The organism is Rhodococcus sp. GQ147 (genome assembly GCF_059759155.1).
On sequence record NZ_JCAXDU010000032.1, the window covers coordinates 1 to 18,151 of the forward strand.

An 18,151-nucleotide genomic window follows, 5' to 3' on the forward strand; every position below is an offset into this window, starting at 1 on the left:
TTCTCGCGTGGCTTGCGTTGCAGGCGTGCCGTGCGTGGCGTGCCGACAGTGCAATCCTTGCGTATCTCGCGTGGCTTGCGTTGCAGACACGCCGTGCAACATACGCAACATATGCATCGCGTGCACGCAATGCACGCAATGCGCGCGAGACATGCAATGCACGCAATGATCGCTCTGCACGCGCAGCCCACTTGCGTGACGTACACGCATTGCACGCAGTGCATGCACGAGACGCGGAATGCTTATCTGAAAGGGGCCTGATCACCCGCTCCTCCCGATCCTTCATGGGGAGAGGGTCGATGGCATTGCCGACAAGGCCGGCCAACAGAAGAAACGAAAAGGTAGGCCAGCATTGCTGACCTTCTCCGGGATGGATGGGTAGGGCCGCTTACTACGACGGGTGGCGGGGGAGGGGCGATCGTCGTGCGCGCATCTGCATACGTGGTGCCACATATCACATGTTGAACCCGTAGAACTCGGTACGATGCCCACGGTCGAATCTCCGGATTCGCCGATGTTCCGTCGGGGGGATGTCGGCTGTCGACGCGATCGCTGCGACCCCTCGACTTGTTGTGTGCCGAGTTCTTATAGAGCGATGTGAGGCGCCGAGGAGTGGGAGGGCGTCTATGGACCCGGTAGTGGGTGCAGTGAGCGAACTACTTGCACATGCGCGGGGGCATGAAGCAGCGTCCGTCTTCGGGCTGATTCCGACGATCGAGCGGCTCCGTGACCGTCCCTTGCAGGTGGTCCGTAGTGACGATCTCGCCCCTGGCGTCTTCGGGCTCTGGCGCAGTTATCCGGAACGGGACGAGATTCACTACGCCCCGTGGGTCGCGACTCCCGATCGGACCGTTGCTCATGAATTCGGGCACATGCTGCTGGGGCACAGGGGGGTGCCCGCGTTGGAGACTGCAAAACGGACGCTTCCCCCGGAGTGGCATGACATGGCCAGTTTGATGCTGCGCGAGTGTGGCCAGCTCGACGGTCTCGACGAGCCTCGGCGGCGCCTCGAGGTGGAGGCGGAGGCGTTCGCATCGGAGTTGTGTCGGCGGATTGCCGGGGCAGGTGGGGCTCGGTCGGCTCGGATTCGATCGTTGCTGAACGAGGCGTTGTAGCGGTGTTGGCTTCGATCGTCGTGTCGGTCTTGTTGTGGTGGGTGGCTCTCACTCGGTGGTGGCGTTGGCGCACTTCGCGCTCGGTTCTGACGCTCGGTACCGCTGTGGTGTTCATCTTTATGGCGCTGCACACGACGGTGAATGTCGGTGCGGTCGATCGGCTCATCAGCGAGGCAGTGGGGGTTGCGAACGCAACGTCGGCGGTCAAGCACGGGATCTTCTTCGGAATCTGTCTCGGCGCGTCGATCATCATCGTGGCGCTTCGGGTGCCCGACGTGGATCGCCAGCGGCGGTGGATCGCACCTCTGTCGGCAGGAGCGACGGCTGCAACCGCGGTGGCGGTCGCGTTGTTCTTCTCGGCGGAGGACGCTCCTCAGGCGACCGATGGCTACCAGTTCGACGAGCTCTACGTGCATCTGCCGGGCTATGCCGACTCCGCGGCCTTCGTGATGGGGGTGGCAGCGGTGCTGTGCACCGTCATCACTGTGGTCGTGTTGCTGGGTTGGGACTTGGGCACGCCCTCAGGGCGGGGGCTGGCGATCCTGGCCTGTGGGGTTGCTGTGCTGGCATCGTATGCGTGGATTCGGGGCGGCTACATCGTCGCGGCGCGCCTGGGGTGGGTCGAGACCTCGACGTATGCGCTGGATCTGACGACCCAACTGGCTCTGATCGGAGCGGTTCTGACCACGTTCGGGCTGCTGTGGTCTTCTATCGAGGGGGTCTTCCGGAGTCAGAAGCAGCGTCGGGACTTCGCGGAGCTGTACATGGTGGTAGTGAAGGAACGCTGGCCGGGGGTGATCCGGGGGTCGTGGGCTTCGTTCGATCCGTCCCGGCGTACCGCGGACCGGGCGAATGAGGTGCTTGATGCGCTGTCGATGCAGGCCGATGTGGACAAGTTGCCCGAACATGGCTTGCCGGCCACTCCGGAGTCGGTCGCGCGATGGGTGCATACAGGGGAATCCGGAGGCATCGGGGTCGATGGGTTGCGGCCCCCGGTTGGGTTCGATGCGGTGAAGTGGGTGCGCGCCGTCGGTAGGGCGTTCCAGGATATTCACCTCTGCGATAAGGCGGAGATGCGAAAGTGAAAGACCTGGTGGCCAGGGTGCTGACCGAGATCGCTGCGCCGTGGACGGTCAATATCGCGTCGTGCTTGATTCTCGGTTTCGCGATCGGTCATCCGGCCTGGGGCGCCTTCGTTGCGCTCTTCGCCGGGGTGTTGCCGATGGCGTTGATCGTGTGGGGGATGGTGCGTGATCGGATCGGGAACCATCACGTGACGGAGCATTCGGAACGTCATGGGTTGATCGGGGCGATCCTCGTCCTGGTGCTTGTGGCGCTCGTCGTGCAGCTCGTAGCTCAGGGGCCGAAAGAGATGATCGCCCTGACGTGCGCGGGCTTGGTGACCCTGGTGGGGATCGGAGTCTGGACCAGTGGGGTCGGCGTCAAGGCGTCGGTGCACTTGGGGGTGTGGTGCGGCGTTGTCGCTGTCCTCGCGCTCGCACTGTCTGCTTGGTGGTGGACCGGATTGGTCCTCGCGCCGGCGATCGCATGGTCCCGGATGAGGTTGAAGCATCACACGAGGAAAGAAATCGCGGTCGGTGCCGTCACCGGCCTGGTCATTGCGCCGTTGACGTATCTCGCGATCGTGAACTTCCCCTATTAGGGCCGGGTGGGTTCGTCGTCGTAGGGGTTGTAGGTGCGAGCAGCCGCTTCGACGTCCTCGGTTCGCAGGGATTGCACCCACGAGATGTACCGCACAGCTTTTTCGAACGAGTCGTCGTCTGCGAAGTACTGCAGCGGGACGCGGAAGAAGTCGGCGAGATCCTGGACGACTTTCAGTCCCGGATTGGGGCGTTGCCCGTTGAGCAGCATCGAGATGTAGCCCTGGGTGATGGATCCGCCGTTGCTGCGGATGCCATCGACGATCTCGTTCATGGTGAACGGCCCCCGGTCCTTGGGATGGACATTGTCGATCAGATAGCGGAGCTTTTCGGCGAACGTCGCCACGGTGGACCTCCTCGTGAATCTCGACAACGGCCAGGTGAACCGGGCTTGTCAAATCTACAACCACCCCCAATGCGTGAACCGACTCGCCGCCGTGGGGGACTCCACCACGTACATCGTCTATCACCACGGTAATATTACGATCGTGATTTTGGCCTTCGGGGGGTTTCCGATCGGATGGTCGGCGAAACGCAGGAGTGTGGGTGAATGTGCTGGCGGGGTCACCGCGTCGGTCTGCCCGACCGTCGGTGAGCGCGCATCCACAGCGCTCTCACCTGTTCCTCGGTCGTGTCGAAGATGCGTGCCAACTTCAGGCATTCGGCATCGGTCAACGGGCGCTCGCCCCGTTCGAGGCGGGAGTAGGTGGACTTCGACAACCCCAGTTCGTGAGCAATGTCGGCCTGCGCCAGGCCCTGTCGGGTCCGCCAGCTCGCCAGGGTCTGCACATCGTCGGGGACGACAGCGAGTTCGCTCACTGCGACGTCGAGGACTGAGGCCACGCGTTCGAGCGCGCTCGGGCTCGGTGCTCCCTCGCCGGTCTCCCAGCTGCGGATGGTGTTGTACGTGACCCCGGACAAGCGTCCGAGGTCGGAGCGGGACAGGCCCCGTTCGCGGCGCACCTCGGTGAGCCGGGTGGGATCGAACCCGTACAGGGCGCGGCGCGGCACACTCACCTCCGTCTCGGGTCCACTCCGGTAGCTCTCGCACCAACTTTGCCGCATATGCGCAGCTAGGTGGAAATCACCGCCGACATTCTGTAGGAAATAACTGTGGGAAATAACTTCGATCTGGAGTAAGGTCGTAGCCGTGAAGGAGGGGAATATGAGCGCGTGGCCCAAACGCTTTGCGGCCGTATCATTTTCGGCGGCTGTGCTGGCTACTGCCGGCCTGGGTACCGCCCCGGCCTATGCCCAGTCGAGCACGGGCGATGAACCGCACTGGCTCGGTGAGCTGGTCTCGGACTGCCCGGATCTGTACGTGCTCGGGATGCAGGGCACCACCGAGACCTCGCCCGATGCGCCGGTGAAGGTCGATACCGGAATGCTCTCGAACATCATGGGTCCGCTGCTCGATCAGGCCCGCCAGCTGGGCGCGAGCGTGGACCGGGCGTATGTGCCGTATCCCGGTTCGTTCGGTGGTCTGACGCCCGGCGGCACCGAGTCGTATGTCGAGTCGGTGACCGCGGGGGAGGAGAACCTGTCGCTGGCGGCGCAGAAGGTGCTCTCGCAGTGCCCCTCGGCCAAGCTCGCCGTCGTCGGCTTCTCCCAGGGCGCCCATGCCGCGTCGAACTTCCTGCGGTCGGTCGGCAAGGGCACCGGGGTCGTTCCGGCCCGCTCGGTCGCAGCCGGTGCCTTGTTCGGCGCGCCGACCCGCAGCCCCGGATCGGGATTGTTCCCCGGGACCTCGCAGACGGCCCCCTCACCGGTTCCCGGTACCAGGGGAGAGGCGGTCAAGGCGCTGTCGTCGGTGTCGTTCACCGCCCCCGAGGGGGGTGGCATCGGGCCGGTGGCCGATCTGACCAGCAGCTACGGCAGCCTGTCGGGGCGGGTGTCGTCCTGGTGCCAGGGTGGGGATCTGGCCTGTGATGCGCCGGCGAACGCCCCGGTCGTGCGGGCGGTGGTCAACGTCGCCGGTCAGGTCGAGGTCGGCGGGGATCCGTTCGTCGCGATCTCCACGGTCGGACGGGCACTGGCGTCGACGGCGCTCAAGACCGCCGTCGATGTGGTCAACCAGGACATTCAGGCGCCGAGGAGCGCGTTGTCGGCGATCTCGGTCCAGCCGAAGAAGACCATCTCGCAGCGTCTGGCCGAGGCATCCGATCCTCGGGCGACGCCGCCGACGGGGCAGGAAGTCACGGCAGCGTTGATGAAGGTCGGGCTGATCGGCATCAACGCGGCGGTCACGGTCGTCAAGAAGGTGCTGACCCCGGAGACGATCGCGGCGGTCGCGGCGGCTGGGCTGGCCAATCCGGCGGCGGCCTTCGGTGTGCTCGCGGCCAAGACGGTCAGTGTGCTGCCCGAGCTGGTCCCGCCGGCGACCTCGCAGCGATTGGTGCGCCAGGCGTTTCAGGTCGTGCAGAACGAGGTCAAGGCCAACCGGGACGCGTTCGACCTGGTGGCGATGACGACGGTGCGCAATGTCGCCGCCGAACACGGCTCCTACGGGTCGGTCCCGGCCACTGCCAGCGGGCAGGCTCCGACCCGGTTCGCTGCGTCCTGGCTCGCTGCGGTGGCCTCCGATCTCAGCGCTGCGGCCGACTCCACCACGTCCACGACGGTGACCTCCACCTCGACGACTCCGACCACCACGACGGTCCGGCCGTCGGCGACCACCTCGACCACCCCGTCGTCACAGACGGCGACGTCCACCACCACCACCACCTCGGAACCGGCCGTGACCACCACGACTGTGGTCGACGCGGGACCGACGGTGCTCGATCAAGGCGGCATCTCGGCCGCCGAACTCAACTGATTCACGCCTGACACACAAGAAAGAGAAGCGAGTATGAGCAAGCATCACAGGCCGTCACGGATCGCCAAGGCGAGCGTCGTGCCCGCCACAGCCGCCGCGATCGTGGCAGCGGGCACCGGCCTGGCCTCGGCCGCTCCGGTCGACCTGCCCTCGCAGGGCGGGGTGACCACCCCGGCACCGTCCACCCAGGGCGGCACCACCAGCGCACCGAAGCCACCGGCCAAGCAGATCTACTGGACCCCGCCGCCGACGCAGCAGCGCGAGTACGCGCCGCTGCCGGACTACAACTACGACACCAACCGCTACGAGCGGCAAAGCGCTCCGGCGCCGATCAACCCGCTTCAGCTGCGTGCCCCGCAGCCGGTCGAGCCCGAACCGATCTACATCGCTCCCCCCGAGAAGATCATGATCGGCGATTTCCACTTCAACCAGCCGAACTGGGTCACCGACGACGACCGGGAGCGCACCAACAACACCGCCGGTCTGATCCGGTCGGACGTGGCGACGTTCTACAAGTCGATCGGTATCGAAGCCAGCCGTGCCGATCGTGTCGCTGCTGCTCAGATCGGCGCGACGGTGGCCGGTGCGGCAGCCGGTGCTGCCGCTGGTGCCGTTCCCGGTGCTCTGATCGGCGGCACCATCGGCGGTATCGCCGGTGCCACCGCCGGTGGTGTGGTGCCGCTGCCGATCCCGGTGCTGCCCGAGGTCACCACCGGGGTCGCCGGGACCGCAGCCGGAGCAGCGATCGGCGCTGCGGTCGGTGCGGTCCCCGGAGCAGTACTCGGTGGCGCGGCCGGCCTGGCTGCCGGAACCGCCTTCGGTGCCGGTGACGACGAAGGCCAGCCCATCGAGGTTCAGCTGCCCGACGTGGGCGAGGACGTGCTCACCGAGCAGGCCGGTTCCACGGTCGAGCAGTGGCAGTCCTCCGGCCCGGTCGGACAGGCCGCCGCCGACGCAGTTCAGAACGTCGTGCAGACCGCTCCGCAGGTCGATTCACAGGTCCGTGAGTGGGTCAAGGTCCAGCCCGGTGGTGAAGGCGTGATCGCCGGTGTCGACAGCGCTCTGGACACCTTCTTCGGCGGTTCGGCCGGCACTGCCGCCGAGATGATCTCCACCGCGATCGGTGACGGCATCGTGCCTGCCTGACCTGCCCGAACAGTTTTCCGGTGGGGGCGGGTAGCCCCGCCCCCACCACCTGACGAGGGGAAACACTTTGTCGACCGACAATCGAGGCGCACTCTTCCCGGACGTAACCGAGCACTACGGGCCGCAACCGACTCCCATCGAAGACACCGACACCGGATCGGTGCACTTCCCGATCCCGGACGAGACGATCGCCGACGCGGCGGTGGCCGACTCGGACCTCGAGCCGGTCGCTGCCGAGACCACCTGGGAATCCGACGACGACGATGCGGTCATCCAGACCGACCTGGAGCCGATCGGCGCTGCTGAGACCCCTGTCGTCGACACTGCACCGGCCCCGATCCCACAGGACCCGGACGGTGCCGCCCCGCACCCTGACACCGACGCCGGCGACGACCCGTATGCCACCGCCCCGGACTGGGTGCGCGCCCACATTCCGCGAGGACCGCTGGTGATCTCGCAGCGCAGCCGTGGGGGACTCAAGTCCGCGATCGGTCGCAGCCGTGCTCCCCGTCGCGCCCCGGCCGCGCCCGAACTCGTCGAGCAGACCGCCGCTGCGCCGGTCACCGACACCGACACCGACACCGCTGTCGCTGCTCCCGCGAAGCCCGGTGGCGATCGGTCCCGGACCTGGATGCTCGTCGGTGGCGGTATCGCTGCCCTGGCAGCGATGTCCGCGGTGGTAGTGAACGTGATGAGCACTGGCACCGACGAACCGGAGGCGCCGTTGCCGCCGGTCACCGCAGTGGCCTCGTCGGCGACCCCCACCACGACCGAGGCGGTGGCAGCCCCGCCGTGGTGCGCCCCGGTCGACGAACCCGGCCGGATCGTCGGCAACGGCCCCGGTGGACGTGATTCCGGTCCGGCGGTGATCCAGGCGTTCGAGCACGCCTACTACGTCCAGCGGGACGGCAAGGCCGTCGCGGAGCTGATGGTCCTGCCCGGCAGCGATATTCAGAGCTTCATCGACGCTGTGCCGGTCGGGACCGAGCACTGCGTGACCGTGCTGCCGACCGAGGACCCCAACCGCTGGTCGGTCGATGTGCTGCTCAAGTTCCCGCCCGTGGGAGACGAAGGAATCCACAAGCAGTGGATCACCACCATGCCCGCCGACGGCGGCGTGAAGATCGCGAACGTGGAGAACCGATGAACAACGTTGTTGCATTTCGCCGTAACCCGAAAATCGAGCAGCCCGAACACCTCTCGGCCATCGTGGTGGCCGGATCCGGGGGAGCGGCCGCGACCACGACCTGCTTCGGCCTGGCCACCGCTCTGCGCCTCGGTGCCGATGCGCAGGTCGCGGCGATCGACGGCACCACCGACGGCGGGAACCTGCTCGCCCGTGTCGGGGTCGAACCGATCGACCCATCCCGGGCGGTCCGCCAGCTCGGCTCGCGGATGGCTGTCAGTAGTGCCGGGGCGGTGGTCGTCGGTCACGGCGAAGCCACCGACTCGGCCTTGGTGGACAGTCTGCTCGCCGACCGCAGCCTCGCCCGTATCCACGATGTCGGCACCGCCGTGCGCGCACGCCGTGTGGCTCCGTTGATCGAGGCCGGTGCTGCGATCGTCATCGCTGTGCCGCCCCGTGCCGAACCGCTGGCCCGGATGCGCAGCGCCCTCGACTGGCTGGTGGGCACCTACGGGCGGGGCGTGCTTTCCCGCACGGTGGTGTCGATTTCGCACCAGATCCCGCACCGGCTGGTGGATTTGACCCCGATCCGGGAGGCGTTGACCCCGCTGGTCGCCGGGTTCGTCGAGGTGCCCTTCGATGCGAGTCTGGCGCGCCCCGGCACCGTCGATCACCGGCATCTGTCGGTCGAGTCGATCGATGCCTGGACCGACGTGCTCGATGCCCTCGGCCGTATCGAGGCCGGCCATCACGACACCGTTCATCGGTCCGGGACGGAGGAGCTGGCATGAGCAGCAGAGAGCGCATCAGTTTCGAGGCTCGGGTCGAGCCGTACCCGGTGGCCACCCCCGGACCGGCGGTGTGGCTGCTCGGCGCGCACGGCGGATCCGGCGTGTCCACCCTGGCCCAATACTGGAGTTTCGCCGACGACGCGCAGCACCAGTGGCCGTGCGGCACCGACCGTGAGATCGAATCACCGTATGTCGTGGTGGTCTGCCGCGAAACCATCCAGGGTCTGTCCAGCGCCCACGATCTGATCCTCGAACACCGCAACCGCGATCTGCCCTGCGAGTTGCTCGGCCTGGTCACCGTGGCCAACGCGGCCGGAGCGCCACCGAAGGACGTGCGCCAACTGCGTTCGATCGTCACCGGCGCAGTGCAGGCGCACTGGTCGATCGGCTGGCACCGCTTCCTGGCCTCGGCTGCCCGATCGAGCCTTCCCACCTGGCGCGCCCTCGACGGCGTGCCCATCCAGACCAAGGGAGCAGTCATCGACGTTCCCGAGGACGTGATCGCTGCCGGGGTCGGCATCGTCACGGCAATCCAATCGAGTCTGCCGACCTTGTGGTCGGTGCAGTAATCACACGGAGGACAACTCATGCTCCAGACGGTTGTAGATACCGCGTATCTCGCACAGGGTGCCGTCAATTTCGACATCAACCCGGAAGTGCCTCCCGGCGCGAACGGCCTGCTCAAGCTGCTGAACTGGCTGTTGTGGGGCGTCACGCTCGCCTGTGTTGCGGCCCTGATCTTTTCGGGCGGCAAGTTCGCCTGGGAGAAGTGGCAGCACGGCTCGGGGGACTCGCCGAAGATGCTCGTCGGCTCGCTCGTCGGCGCGATCGTGGCGATCTCGGCGAACCAGATCCTCGGCGCCGTCACCTCTGCGGCATAGGGCAGGGGTCAAGCGATGCAGGTATCCGCTCAAGGGGTCGCACCTCTTCCCGGTGAGGTCGTCGATGGTTTCCAAACGCTGCTCGGGTACGCGGCCGGGATCGTCTTCATCCTGTGCGTGGCCAAAGTGATCTTCGTCGGCGGACGCCTGGCCTGGGACCACAAACACGGTGCCGGCATCGAATCCCCCACCGCCGCAGAGTTCGTCGCGGCGAACATCGGTGCGATCCTCGCCGGCGGCGTGGCCGCGACCATCGCCACCATCCTGCTGGCCACCGCCCAAGGGCCCCAAGCCCAGCAGATCGGAAGCGGCCATTCCCCGACGGTCATCGACCAGCTCGAACAAATGCAGCAGCAACAGCAACAGCAGTCCGGCAACGAGGAGAACGAACGATGATGCGTCGGTGGGCGCGAGCAGCGGTGGTCGCGGTGGCGTTGGTTGCCACCAGCTGCGGAGGATCGAACACCCCCGAGTCCGAGCTGTTGATCACCGATCCACCGCAGATCAACCGGTGGATCACCGTCGGCGGGATCGAGGTGCCGATCGGCACCACCGACGGCCCCAGCAATGGTGAATGGGAACCCTTCGCCGGATTCAGCCACACCCCGCAGGGAGCGGCGCTGGCGGCGATCACCCAGTCGGTACAGCTGGCCACCGCCTCCGATCGCGCCTGGCCCCAGGTCCTTGCCGGTGTAGCCGCACCCGGCGAAGGCCGCGACCTGTACGCCGCCCACCGGGGGCTGGTGGAGATTTCGGGAACCGACCCCGAGATGGTGCCGACCATCGTCGGCTACACCATCACCGACTACAGCGACACCGCCGCCACCGTCGATGTCGTGCAGCGCTTCTCCGATGACTCGCTCGCATCCTCGACCACCCAAGTGGTGTGGATCGACGACGACTGGCGACTGCACCTGCCCAGCGAGACCGCCGCCACCATCACCGCTCTCGACGCATTGCCGTCGGAGCTGGTCGATCTCGAGGAGACCCGCAAGTGACCGAGCAGAACACCACCGACTCGACCCACGAGAAGAACACTGGCTCACTCGACGCCGAGAACGAACGTGCCTCGTCGGCCACCAAACTCACCATCGGCTTGGCGGCGGTGGCCCTCATCGTTGTCGTCGGTGTCGTGGTCAGCCTGGTGATGGTCTTCCGAGGCGAGGACTCAGAGCCGTTGGTCTCTCTCGATCCGACCACCGGCAGTAGCGCCACCGTTCAGGACAAGGACGGACTGTTCGAGCCGGACCCGGTCTTCGACAGGACCAACCGGGTCATCTACGTTCCGCTCGAGCCCGCCGGGGTGATCTTGTCCGACACCCTGGCCAGTTCGAACCGTCCGGCGGACCAGGCCCCCAGCGGGGTGATGCTCCAGCGCATCCACGGGAACATGGACCTTCCGTTCTCAACTTCCGACGGTCCCACCGGGTTCACCGACAACGGTGTCGCCACCGGGTTCTCCCGCACCGCGCAAGGAGCGGCACTCGCAGCAGCTCACTACTTCGGATATGCGTACGCGGGCGGGAACCGGCTGGAGATGGCGACCGAGGCGGGATTGGTGTCGGACCCGAAAGGTGAGTTCTCCACGCTGGGGATTGCCGATGACACGCCGGCGTCGGTGATGCCGATGGTCAACGTGCTGTTCAACCCGGATCTGACTCTGGTGAAGTTCGGCTACACCGTCGAACGCCCCAACGGCTCGACCCAGATCGCTGTCTCAAAGATCCCGATGGTCTGGCGTGAGGGCACCGGTTGGGTGCTCCAGGCCGATTCCACCGCCCTCGGTGTCGAGTACGAATCCCTGTCGGCGGACGGGTGGCAACAATGGTGGTGACCCGCAGCCTGTGGGCGGCACTGATCCGGGTTGTCGCCGTGACGTGCGTTGCCGGTGTCCTCGCCCTCACGGGAGCACACATCGCAGCAGCGCAGGACACCGATTCCTCACCCACTACGGCTACTGACGACTCGTCCCAGGTCGACGACGAGGAAGCTACAGGCTTCGAGCAGCTGGAGACCACCCTCGGCACGTTGACCTGCACACCAGGTGGAATGCTGGCCGGCACCGTAGGTGGCTGGATCGCCGAACAGATCGGCGACGTGGACCTGCCCAGCTGCGGGGACGCGGTCGGCACCGCGGTCGATGCAGGTATCGGCACGATCGAAGATGTCGCCGGGGGCGTTGCTGAGGGTGCGGTCGAGAAGACGGCGTTATGGATCGGCAACGCGGGTGTCGCGGTGCTCGAGTTCGCGCTCGGATGGTGGATCACCGGCACCGAGATGGACGGGGACACCTTCCAGACGACCGTGGCGACGGTCAACGACTACACCTTCTACATCCAGGTCGCGGCTCTGTCGTTGTCGCTGATCCTGCTCGGTGGGCGGCTGGCACTGGCCCGATCCGGCGCGATCCGCGACACCTCGGAAGAGGGCCTCAAACAGATGGCCCGTGCGGCGGTGCTCGCCGGGGGAGCATCGACGCTGATCGTGCTCGGCACCGAACTGTCGGACCAGATTTCGGCGTGGTTCATGGACAGTGCGGTCGGCTCCGACCCGTCCCGCCTGGCCGAAGCGATGGTCTCGATCACTCTGTACTCCGGTCCGGCCGGTGTGGGCCTGCTGTTCCTGATCGGCATCATCGGCATGCTCGGCGGGTTGATGATGGCGTTCTTGATGCTGCTGCGCACCGGCATCCTCGTGCTCATGGCAGCGGCGCTGCCGATCGCCGGCGCCGCCGGAGGCACCAAGGTCGGCAGCCAGGCATACGAGAAGATGCTGGCCTGGACGATCGCATTCCTGCTGGTCAAACCGGTCGGAGCGTTCGTGATCGGGGTCTCGGCGATCCTGTTCCTCGAAGCCACCCCGACCATCACCGACCCCGAGAACGGCGACGGGTTCATGGCCCTGTCCGGGGTCATCACCTTGTCCGCCGCGGCGCTGGTGCTGCCCGCACTGATGCGGCTGATCGTCCCGAACGTCGGCGCACTCGGAGGCGGCGGCAGCGGCCTGGCCGCAGCCGCCGGCGCGGCCGCAGTCGGCGCGAAGGTCGGCGGAATGATCGCCACCGGAGGTGCCAGCGGCGCAGCATCCGGCGCGGCGACCACCAGCACCACCTCGACGACCGCCTCGAATTCTCCGAGTGGGGCTACCCCGTCCGGTTTCGGTGCCGCAGGTGATGCCGGGAGCGGACAAGCAGACGGCAATCAGAACGGAACTCCGTCCGCCGGCGGCAGCGCCGCCGTCGGCAGTAGTGGCCCGCAGGGCAACGACTCGGGCAGCCCCGGCGCCGCTGCATCCGGCAGCTCCGGCGCGGGCGGTTCCGGTCACTCCGGCTCCGATGCGCCTGTGGCGACAGGGGCCGGCCACCAGTTCAACCGAGGGGGCTTCGAACAGTGAGCAACGAGCCGACATTCAACACCTACGGCAACTGGCGCCGACCCCGCAGCACCGGCCTGCTCGGAGCCACCTTCGGCACCTCGATCGCAGGGATCGCCGCTGCAGCTGTCGTCATCATCGCGGGCCTGTTCCTCGGCATGACAGTCGCATTACTGCTGGCCATCCCGGTGATCGTGTGCTTCATCCCCCTGGTCATCTCCCGTGACGGCCGCTCCGGCTACGAAAGGGCACTGATGCGATTCCAGTTCTGGCGCGGCCGCCGCCGCGGTGAGCACGCCTACGCCTCGGGCACGTTCTCCCGCGTCCCCGGGCGGGCCTACCGGCTTCCCGGCGTGCTCGGCGATACCGAGCTCTACGAAGGCATCGACTCCGACGGGCGCACCTTCGGCATGATCCACATGCCCAGCCGCAATGCCTACACCGTCGTCTTCGACGCCTACCCCCAAGGGGCCGAAGCCGTCGACCAGGACGTGATCGACCACTATGTCGGCAACTGGGCACAGTTCCTGTCCGGGGCCGGTGAGACCTCGGACATCCTTGCAGTGGTCACCACCGTCGAGACGCTGCCCGAGACCGGCATCGAGCTGTACGAAACGGTGCACCAGAACACCCGCGCCGACGCCCCGCAACTGGCCCGCGATGCGGCCTACCAGCTCGCCACCGGTTTGACCTCCGGCGGGATCCGCCTCGCGGCGAGGATCGCGATCACCTTCGAGGCCAAGACCACCGAACGCAAACAGGACCCCTCCGAGCAGGCCGTCGAACTCGGCCGGCGTCTGCCCGCCCTGACGGCGTCGGCAGCACGCTCCGGTGTGCCGTGCTCGCCGATGGATGCCGACGAAATCATGGCGTTCGTGCGCCGCTCCTATGACCCGGCCTCGCTCGTCGATGTCGAAGCCGGCGTGTACTCCGGTGAAGGCACCGGGTTGACCTGGGAGGACTGCGGTCCACGGACCGCGCTGGAAAGCCCGGACGGCGGCAAGTACGTCCACGACGGAGCGGTGTCGGTGACCTGGGAGATGCGCGAAGCCCCCAAGGGAGCGGTGACCGAACGGGTGCTGCAGCGCCTGTTGGCCCCGAACGAGGCGGTGCCGCTCAAGCGGGTCTCGGTGATCTACCGCCCGCATTCGGCCGGGGAAGCCACCGACATCGCCGACAGCGACTACCGCAACGCGATGGCCGAAGCGCACGGTGGGTCGCTCAAGAACGGATCGATCGGTTCGGCGAAGTCGCAGATCGAGCTGGCGGCCACAGCCCAGGCCCGCATGGAACAGGCCCGTGGCGCCGGGATGGTGCGCTTCGGCGTGCTGGTGACCGTGACCGAACCGGCCGGCAGCTCCGATGTGCCGAAGATCGACGCCCTGGTCGAGGACCTCTCGCGGCAGAGCCGCCTGACGATCCGCCGCTCGTGGTGCTGGCAGGCCGCCGCGTTCGCGGCCTGTCTCGGCGTGGGAGTCATCGCCCCCGACCACACCACCATTCCCAGCTTCCTCAGCAACTGAACACGCAAAGGGCACATCCATGAGTGAACGCAACGCCACGAGATCGTCGCGGCTGCTCACAGCGGAGAAGATCGCCAAGACTCTGCTGTCGGACGACGAGTTGTCCCGTCTCGAAGAGCAGGCCGCCACCGCAACCGGCATCAAGAAGGCATGGAAGAAAAGCCTGGTCACCCGCCAGTACAGTCGCCGGGCGACGGTCGAGCGGTTGACCCGGATCAATTCCGACGGCTTCGACCGCCCGCTCGCCGATCTCGATGCCCGCGGATTCGACGGGGTCGGTGGGGGCCGGATGTCGACGGTGATGCCCCCGGTCGAATACCGCGGTACCTCGGTTCAGGTCGCCGGGATCTATCCGTGGATCGTCGGCGCGAAAGCGCCGCTGCTGGGCACTCCGCTGGGTCGGCATCTGACCACCGGCGCGGCCGTCGGGTTCGATCCGCTCTATGCCTGGAAGATGAAGGCGATCACCGCCCCGTCGTGTTTCATCTGCGCGCTCAACGGTTTCGGCAAGTCGACGCTGCTACGCCGGATCGCCCTCGGCGACATCGCCCGCGGCACGTTGGTGCTCGTGCCCGGTGACGTCAAGCCGGACCTGCGGGTGCTTACCGAGCAGGTCGGCGGGCAGGTCAGCGAGGTCGGCTACGGCACCGGCGCGATCAACCCCCTCGATCGCGGCCCGATCGGCGATGCGATCGAGCAACTGCCCGCCGGTTCCCTCGAACGGGAAAAGGCCGAGTTCGCGCTGCACGCCCGCCAGCTGAACATGATCTGTGCTCTGCTCGAGATCGTCCGCCGCGGCCCCCTGAAGGACTTCGAGGAAACCCTGCTCGCCTCGGCGATCCGGTTGCTCTACGCCCCGGGCTCGCAGTTCGACAACGATCACGCAGCCCGCCTCGAGGACCTGCTGACGCTGATCTCGACCGGTCCCGAGGAACTGATGGACGACGCGGTGGCCGACACCGACGACGAATACCGCGGTCAGATCAAGCCGCTGCTGCGCTCGCTGCGCGCGCTGGTCAAGGGCCGGTTCGGGGAGACCTTCAACCGGCACAGCACCGTTCGGATCGACATCACCAAACCGATGGTGGACCTGGACATGTCCTCGGTGCCGCCCGGTGACGAACTGATGCGGGCCGCTGTGCTTCTCGCCGGCTGGAACGAAGCGTTCGCCGCAGTGGAAGCGGCGCACATCCTGGCCGACAACAAGGTGCCCGGAGCGAAGTCGATTGCCGCGCACATCATCTTGGACGAGGTCTGGCAGGTGATCCAGACCGGCAGCTCGGCGGTGGCGCGTCTGGATGCGGTGCAGCGGTTGCAGCGGTCGATGGGCGTGGCGATGACGATGGTCACGCACTCGCTCGCCGACTTCGAAAAGGTCGGGGCGCTGGGCATGATCGAACGCTCCCGCGCCCGGATCGTCGGTCCGGTTCCCGAGGCCGAACTCGACCGGCTCGGCCGGTTCATGAAGTTCTCTCGCGCTGAGCGGGCGATGGTGACCGGCTGGGCCAACGACAGCACCTCCTCGGTGGAGGAGCGCAAGGCGCTGCGCCAGGCACGCCGCAAGAGCGCCGGCGACGACGGCACCGGTGCAGTCGAGAGCAAGCGCACCGCCGCCGGTGTCGGGCATTTCCTGCTCAAGCTCGGCGAAGGCGCAACACCGGGCACCCCGTTCAAGGTGTGGGTGCCCCAGGCAGAAAAGGATTCTGGGATTCACGACACCGATGCCCGTCTGCGAGCGGCCGATGAGGACCGAGTCAAGGAGGTCGCAGCATGAGCCGGCGGGAGCGTCGCGGCCGCCGTCGGTACACCCTGGTCGATGACCTCACCCGTGAGGCCGCGATCGAGACGGTCCTGGGGCGCATGAAGGCCGGGGTCAGCTTCACCGCAGCTACGCGAGCGGCCGCTGCGCAGCTGGATGTGGCCGAGACGACGGTGCGGGGCTGGGTCAACCGCTCCGGCCGGCGCCCTCGCCGCACCCCGCAGGAAGTCGCCGCGTTGGAAGCGGAGCTGGTGCTGGCGCAGGAGCTGAACCGGGCGCTGGCACGCAAGCACGGCATCGCAGCTGAGGATCTGAGCCTGCGGTGAACGGCAAGGGGGGTACCGGCCTGATCGCACTGATTCTGGCGCTCACGCTCATTCCGTTCTTTCTGCTCCTCGTGCTGGTGATGGGGATCCAGGACGAACAAGACCGCCGCGCCGGCACGAGCTGCCTCGGACCCGGCTCCGGCCTCGGATCCGGCGACAAGCTCGCACCGACGGGCTCGTTCATCAAGCCCGTCCACCCCTCCACCGTCACCTTCACCTCCGGATTCGGCCAGCGCTGGGGCACCGAGCATCAGGGCATCGACCTGGCCGGAGCCATCGGCACCCCGATCTACGCCTCGGCCGACGGGGTGGTGCGCAATGCCGGTCCCGCCAGTGGGTTCGGGCAGTGGGTGGTGCTCGACCACGTGATCGACGGGCAGCTCGTATCCACCGTGTACGGGCACATCGACACCTACACCGTCGCCGTCGGCGAGCAGGTCCGCGCCGGTCAGCAGATCGCCACCCTGGGCAATCGCGGGGAATCGACCGGCCCGCACCTGCACTGGGAAATCTGGCACGGCGGCTGGGGCACCGCAGCGGTGGACCCGCTGCCGTACTACGACTCCGCTCCCGCACCGGGACAGACCCCGGCCGGGCCGCCCACCGCGGTGCCGTCCGCCCCGCCGGAGGGGAACTTGGCGCAGCCGTTGCCGCCGTCGGCCGGCTCCGAGCAGGGCCTGCAGGTCGATGCGAAGAAACTTGCCCGCGCTCTGCACCTGCGCTTCGGTGACCGTATTTCGAGCATCGGCGGATGGCGTGCCGACGGCGGCTACGCCACCGACCACACCGAAGGCCGGGCCGTCGATGCGATGATCGCGAACTACCGGTCCGGTGACGGGGTGGCTCTCGGGGACGAGATCACCGATTACGTGCTGGCCAATGCCGATGCCTTGGGCGTCGAGTATGTGATCTGGCGGCAGACCTACTACCCGGTCGGTGGTGCCCCGAGTTTGATGGACAACCGCGGCTCGGAAACCCAGAACCACTTCGACCACGTGCACATCACCGTCCGCGGACAGGGCACCGACGAGAGGTTGGTCTCGTGGGGATCGCTGCCCGGGGGCAGCGGCAACGCCACCACGATGGCGGCGGACTGCCTCATCTCCGGGGAAGGGGTGGGCGACTACCTCGCCGACGGCACCGTGCCACCGGAGTTCGTTCCGTGGATCGAGCGGGCCGGGTCGATCTGCCCGCAGATCAAACCGTCGCTGCTCGCCGCCCAGCTCGCCGCCGAGAACGGTTTCCGCCACGGAGACTCCGCTCCGGTGTCGGTCACCGGGGCGATGGGACCGGCGCAGTTCATGCCGGGCACCTGGGCGAGCTACGGCCAGGACTACGACGGCGACGGCCGGGTCGATGTGAACAGCATCGGCGATGCCGTCATGGCCCAAGGCCACTACATGTGCACTATCGCCGCCACCATCGACGGCTGGATCGACGACGGAGTGGTCTCCGCACCGAACGGGCGCACCGAGCTGTATCTGGCCGGCTACAACGCAGGCGAAGGCGCCGTCCTGAACTCCGGCGGGTTCCCCACCGGGCACACCGACTACGTGGTGCAGACCCGCCCCTACGCCGACAAGATCATCGCCGCGCAGCCGCAGTACCGGGCGATGAGCAACCAGTGAAAGAAGGC

At 67.2% G+C, this 18,151-nt stretch carries 18 protein-coding genes; 16 read left to right on the top strand and 2 right to left on the bottom strand.

Features of this window, described 5'->3' with window-relative positions; genetic code table 11:
- Positions 1–1,117: 1,117 nt before the first annotated feature.
- Together AC6CID_RS23980 and AC6CID_RS23985 are read left to right on the top strand one after the other, a co-directional pair.
- Complete coding sequence (locus AC6CID_RS23980) at positions 1,118–2,200, top strand: hypothetical protein (protein ID WP_220667187.1); 1,083 nt, start codon at positions 1,118–1,120, stop codon at positions 2,198–2,200.
- A complete protein-coding gene (locus tag AC6CID_RS23985) occupies positions 2,197–2,778 on the top strand; it encodes a hypothetical protein (protein WP_308257119.1) in 582 nt (193 codons plus the stop codon). Before AC6CID_RS23980 ends, AC6CID_RS23985 begins: the two co-directional genes overlap by 4 nt.
- Here the strand turns inward: AC6CID_RS23985 and AC6CID_RS23990 are convergent.
- Both AC6CID_RS23990 and AC6CID_RS23995 read right to left on the bottom strand, forming a co-directional pair.
- Positions 2,775–3,122, bottom strand: coding sequence for a helix-turn-helix domain-containing protein (locus AC6CID_RS23990; RefSeq protein WP_220667188.1), 348 nt, complete (start codon positions 3,120–3,122; stop codon positions 2,775–2,777). The genes AC6CID_RS23985 and AC6CID_RS23990 overlap by 4 nt on opposite strands.
- A 218-nt stretch (positions 3,123–3,340) precedes the next feature.
- Positions 3,341–3,793, bottom strand: coding sequence for a helix-turn-helix domain-containing protein (locus AC6CID_RS23995; protein WP_220667189.1), 453 nt, complete (start codon positions 3,791–3,793; stop codon positions 3,341–3,343).
- A gap of 148 nt (positions 3,794–3,941) precedes the next feature.
- Between AC6CID_RS23995 and AC6CID_RS24000 the strand changes: the two genes are divergently transcribed.
- The 14 genes from AC6CID_RS24000 (at position 3,942) to AC6CID_RS24065 (ending at position 18,143) form a co-directional block, all read left to right on the top strand.
- Positions 3,942–5,591, top strand: coding sequence for a cutinase family protein (locus tag AC6CID_RS24000; protein ID WP_220667190.1), 1,650 nt, complete (start codon positions 3,942–3,944; stop codon positions 5,589–5,591).
- A gap of 33 nt (positions 5,592–5,624) precedes the next feature.
- Complete coding sequence (locus tag AC6CID_RS24005; protein ID WP_498354596.1) at positions 5,625–6,737, top strand: insoluble domain protein; 1,113 nt, start codon at positions 5,625–5,627, stop codon at positions 6,735–6,737.
- 67 nt (positions 6,738–6,804) lie between these two features.
- Positions 6,805–7,884, top strand: a complete 1,080-nt coding sequence (locus AC6CID_RS24010; RefSeq protein WP_498354597.1) for a DUF8176 domain-containing protein — start codon at positions 6,805–6,807, stop codon at positions 7,882–7,884.
- Complete coding sequence (locus tag AC6CID_RS24015) at positions 7,881–8,654, top strand: hypothetical protein (RefSeq protein ID WP_498354598.1); 774 nt, start codon at positions 7,881–7,883, stop codon at positions 8,652–8,654. The genes AC6CID_RS24010 and AC6CID_RS24015 overlap by 4 nt, the downstream gene beginning before the upstream one ends.
- Positions 8,651–9,223 carry a hypothetical protein gene (locus AC6CID_RS24020; RefSeq protein WP_498354599.1) on the top strand — a complete coding sequence of 191 codons (573 nt, stop codon included), beginning with the start codon at positions 8,651–8,653 and terminating at the stop codon, positions 9,221–9,223. The genes AC6CID_RS24015 and AC6CID_RS24020 overlap by 4 nt, the downstream gene beginning before the upstream one ends.
- 18 nt (positions 9,224–9,241) lie before the next feature.
- Positions 9,242–9,535, top strand: a complete 294-nt coding sequence (locus AC6CID_RS24025; RefSeq protein ID WP_064257214.1) for a hypothetical protein — start codon at positions 9,242–9,244, stop codon at positions 9,533–9,535.
- Positions 9,536–9,550: 15 nt separating this feature from the next.
- Positions 9,551–9,931, top strand: a complete 381-nt coding sequence (locus tag AC6CID_RS24030; RefSeq protein WP_277371938.1) for a hypothetical protein — start codon at positions 9,551–9,553, stop codon at positions 9,929–9,931.
- Complete coding sequence (locus AC6CID_RS24035) at positions 9,928–10,533, top strand: DUF8175 domain-containg protein (protein ID WP_498354600.1); 606 nt, start codon at positions 9,928–9,930, stop codon at positions 10,531–10,533. The genes AC6CID_RS24030 and AC6CID_RS24035 overlap by 4 nt, the downstream gene beginning before the upstream one ends.
- Positions 10,530–11,369 carry a DUF8175 domain-containg protein gene (locus AC6CID_RS24040; RefSeq protein ID WP_220667235.1) on the top strand — a complete coding sequence of 280 codons (840 nt, stop codon included), beginning with the start codon at positions 10,530–10,532 and terminating at the stop codon, positions 11,367–11,369. Before AC6CID_RS24035 ends, AC6CID_RS24040 begins: the two co-directional genes overlap by 4 nt.
- Positions 11,360–12,928, top strand: a complete 1,569-nt coding sequence (locus AC6CID_RS24045) for a hypothetical protein (protein WP_498354601.1) — start codon at positions 11,360–11,362, stop codon at positions 12,926–12,928. The genes AC6CID_RS24040 and AC6CID_RS24045 overlap by 10 nt, the downstream gene beginning before the upstream one ends.
- Positions 12,925–14,430, top strand: a complete 1,506-nt coding sequence (locus tag AC6CID_RS24050; protein ID WP_498354602.1) for an SCO6880 family protein — start codon at positions 12,925–12,927, stop codon at positions 14,428–14,430. Before AC6CID_RS24045 ends, AC6CID_RS24050 begins: the two co-directional genes overlap by 4 nt.
- Positions 14,431–14,449: 19 nt before the next feature.
- Entirely contained in the window at positions 14,450–16,204 is a 1,755-nt protein-coding gene (locus AC6CID_RS24055) for a putative type IV secretion/conjugal transfer ATPase (protein ID WP_498354603.1), read from the top strand.
- The gene (locus tag AC6CID_RS24060) at positions 16,201–16,515 is read left to right on the top strand and encodes a hypothetical protein (protein ID WP_064257208.1); all 315 of its coding nucleotides are present in this window, start codon (positions 16,201–16,203) and stop codon (positions 16,513–16,515) included. The genes AC6CID_RS24055 and AC6CID_RS24060 overlap by 4 nt, the downstream gene beginning before the upstream one ends.
- The gene (locus AC6CID_RS24065) at positions 16,512–18,143 is read left to right on the top strand and encodes a VldE C-terminal domain-containing protein (protein WP_498354604.1); all 1,632 of its coding nucleotides are present in this window, start codon (positions 16,512–16,514) and stop codon (positions 18,141–18,143) included. Before AC6CID_RS24060 ends, AC6CID_RS24065 begins: the two co-directional genes overlap by 4 nt.
- Positions 18,144–18,151: the final 8 nt, after the last annotated feature.

Coding starts and splice junctions, on each gene's coding strand:
- AC6CID_RS24000 (WP_220667190.1), top strand. CDS start 3,942: ATGAGCGCGTGGCCCAAACGCTTTGCGGCCGTATCATTTTCGGCGGCT.
- AC6CID_RS24005 (WP_498354596.1), top strand. CDS start 5,625: ATGAGCAAGCATCACAGGCCGTCACGGATCGCCAAGGCGAGCGTCGTG.
- AC6CID_RS24015 (WP_498354598.1), top strand. CDS start 7,881: ATGAACAACGTTGTTGCATTTCGCCGTAACCCGAAAATCGAGCAGCCC.
- AC6CID_RS24020 (WP_498354599.1), top strand. CDS start 8,651: ATGAGCAGCAGAGAGCGCATCAGTTTCGAGGCTCGGGTCGAGCCGTAC.
- AC6CID_RS24025 (WP_064257214.1), top strand. CDS start 9,242: ATGCTCCAGACGGTTGTAGATACCGCGTATCTCGCACAGGGTGCCGTC.
- AC6CID_RS24030 (WP_277371938.1), top strand. CDS start 9,551: ATGCAGGTATCCGCTCAAGGGGTCGCACCTCTTCCCGGTGAGGTCGTC.
- AC6CID_RS24035 (WP_498354600.1), top strand. CDS start 9,928: ATGATGCGTCGGTGGGCGCGAGCAGCGGTGGTCGCGGTGGCGTTGGTT.
- AC6CID_RS24045 (WP_498354601.1), top strand. CDS start 11,360: ATGGTGGTGACCCGCAGCCTGTGGGCGGCACTGATCCGGGTTGTCGCC.
- AC6CID_RS24055 (WP_498354603.1), top strand. CDS start 14,450: ATGAGTGAACGCAACGCCACGAGATCGTCGCGGCTGCTCACAGCGGAG.
- AC6CID_RS24060 (WP_064257208.1), top strand. CDS start 16,201: ATGAGCCGGCGGGAGCGTCGCGGCCGCCGTCGGTACACCCTGGTCGAT.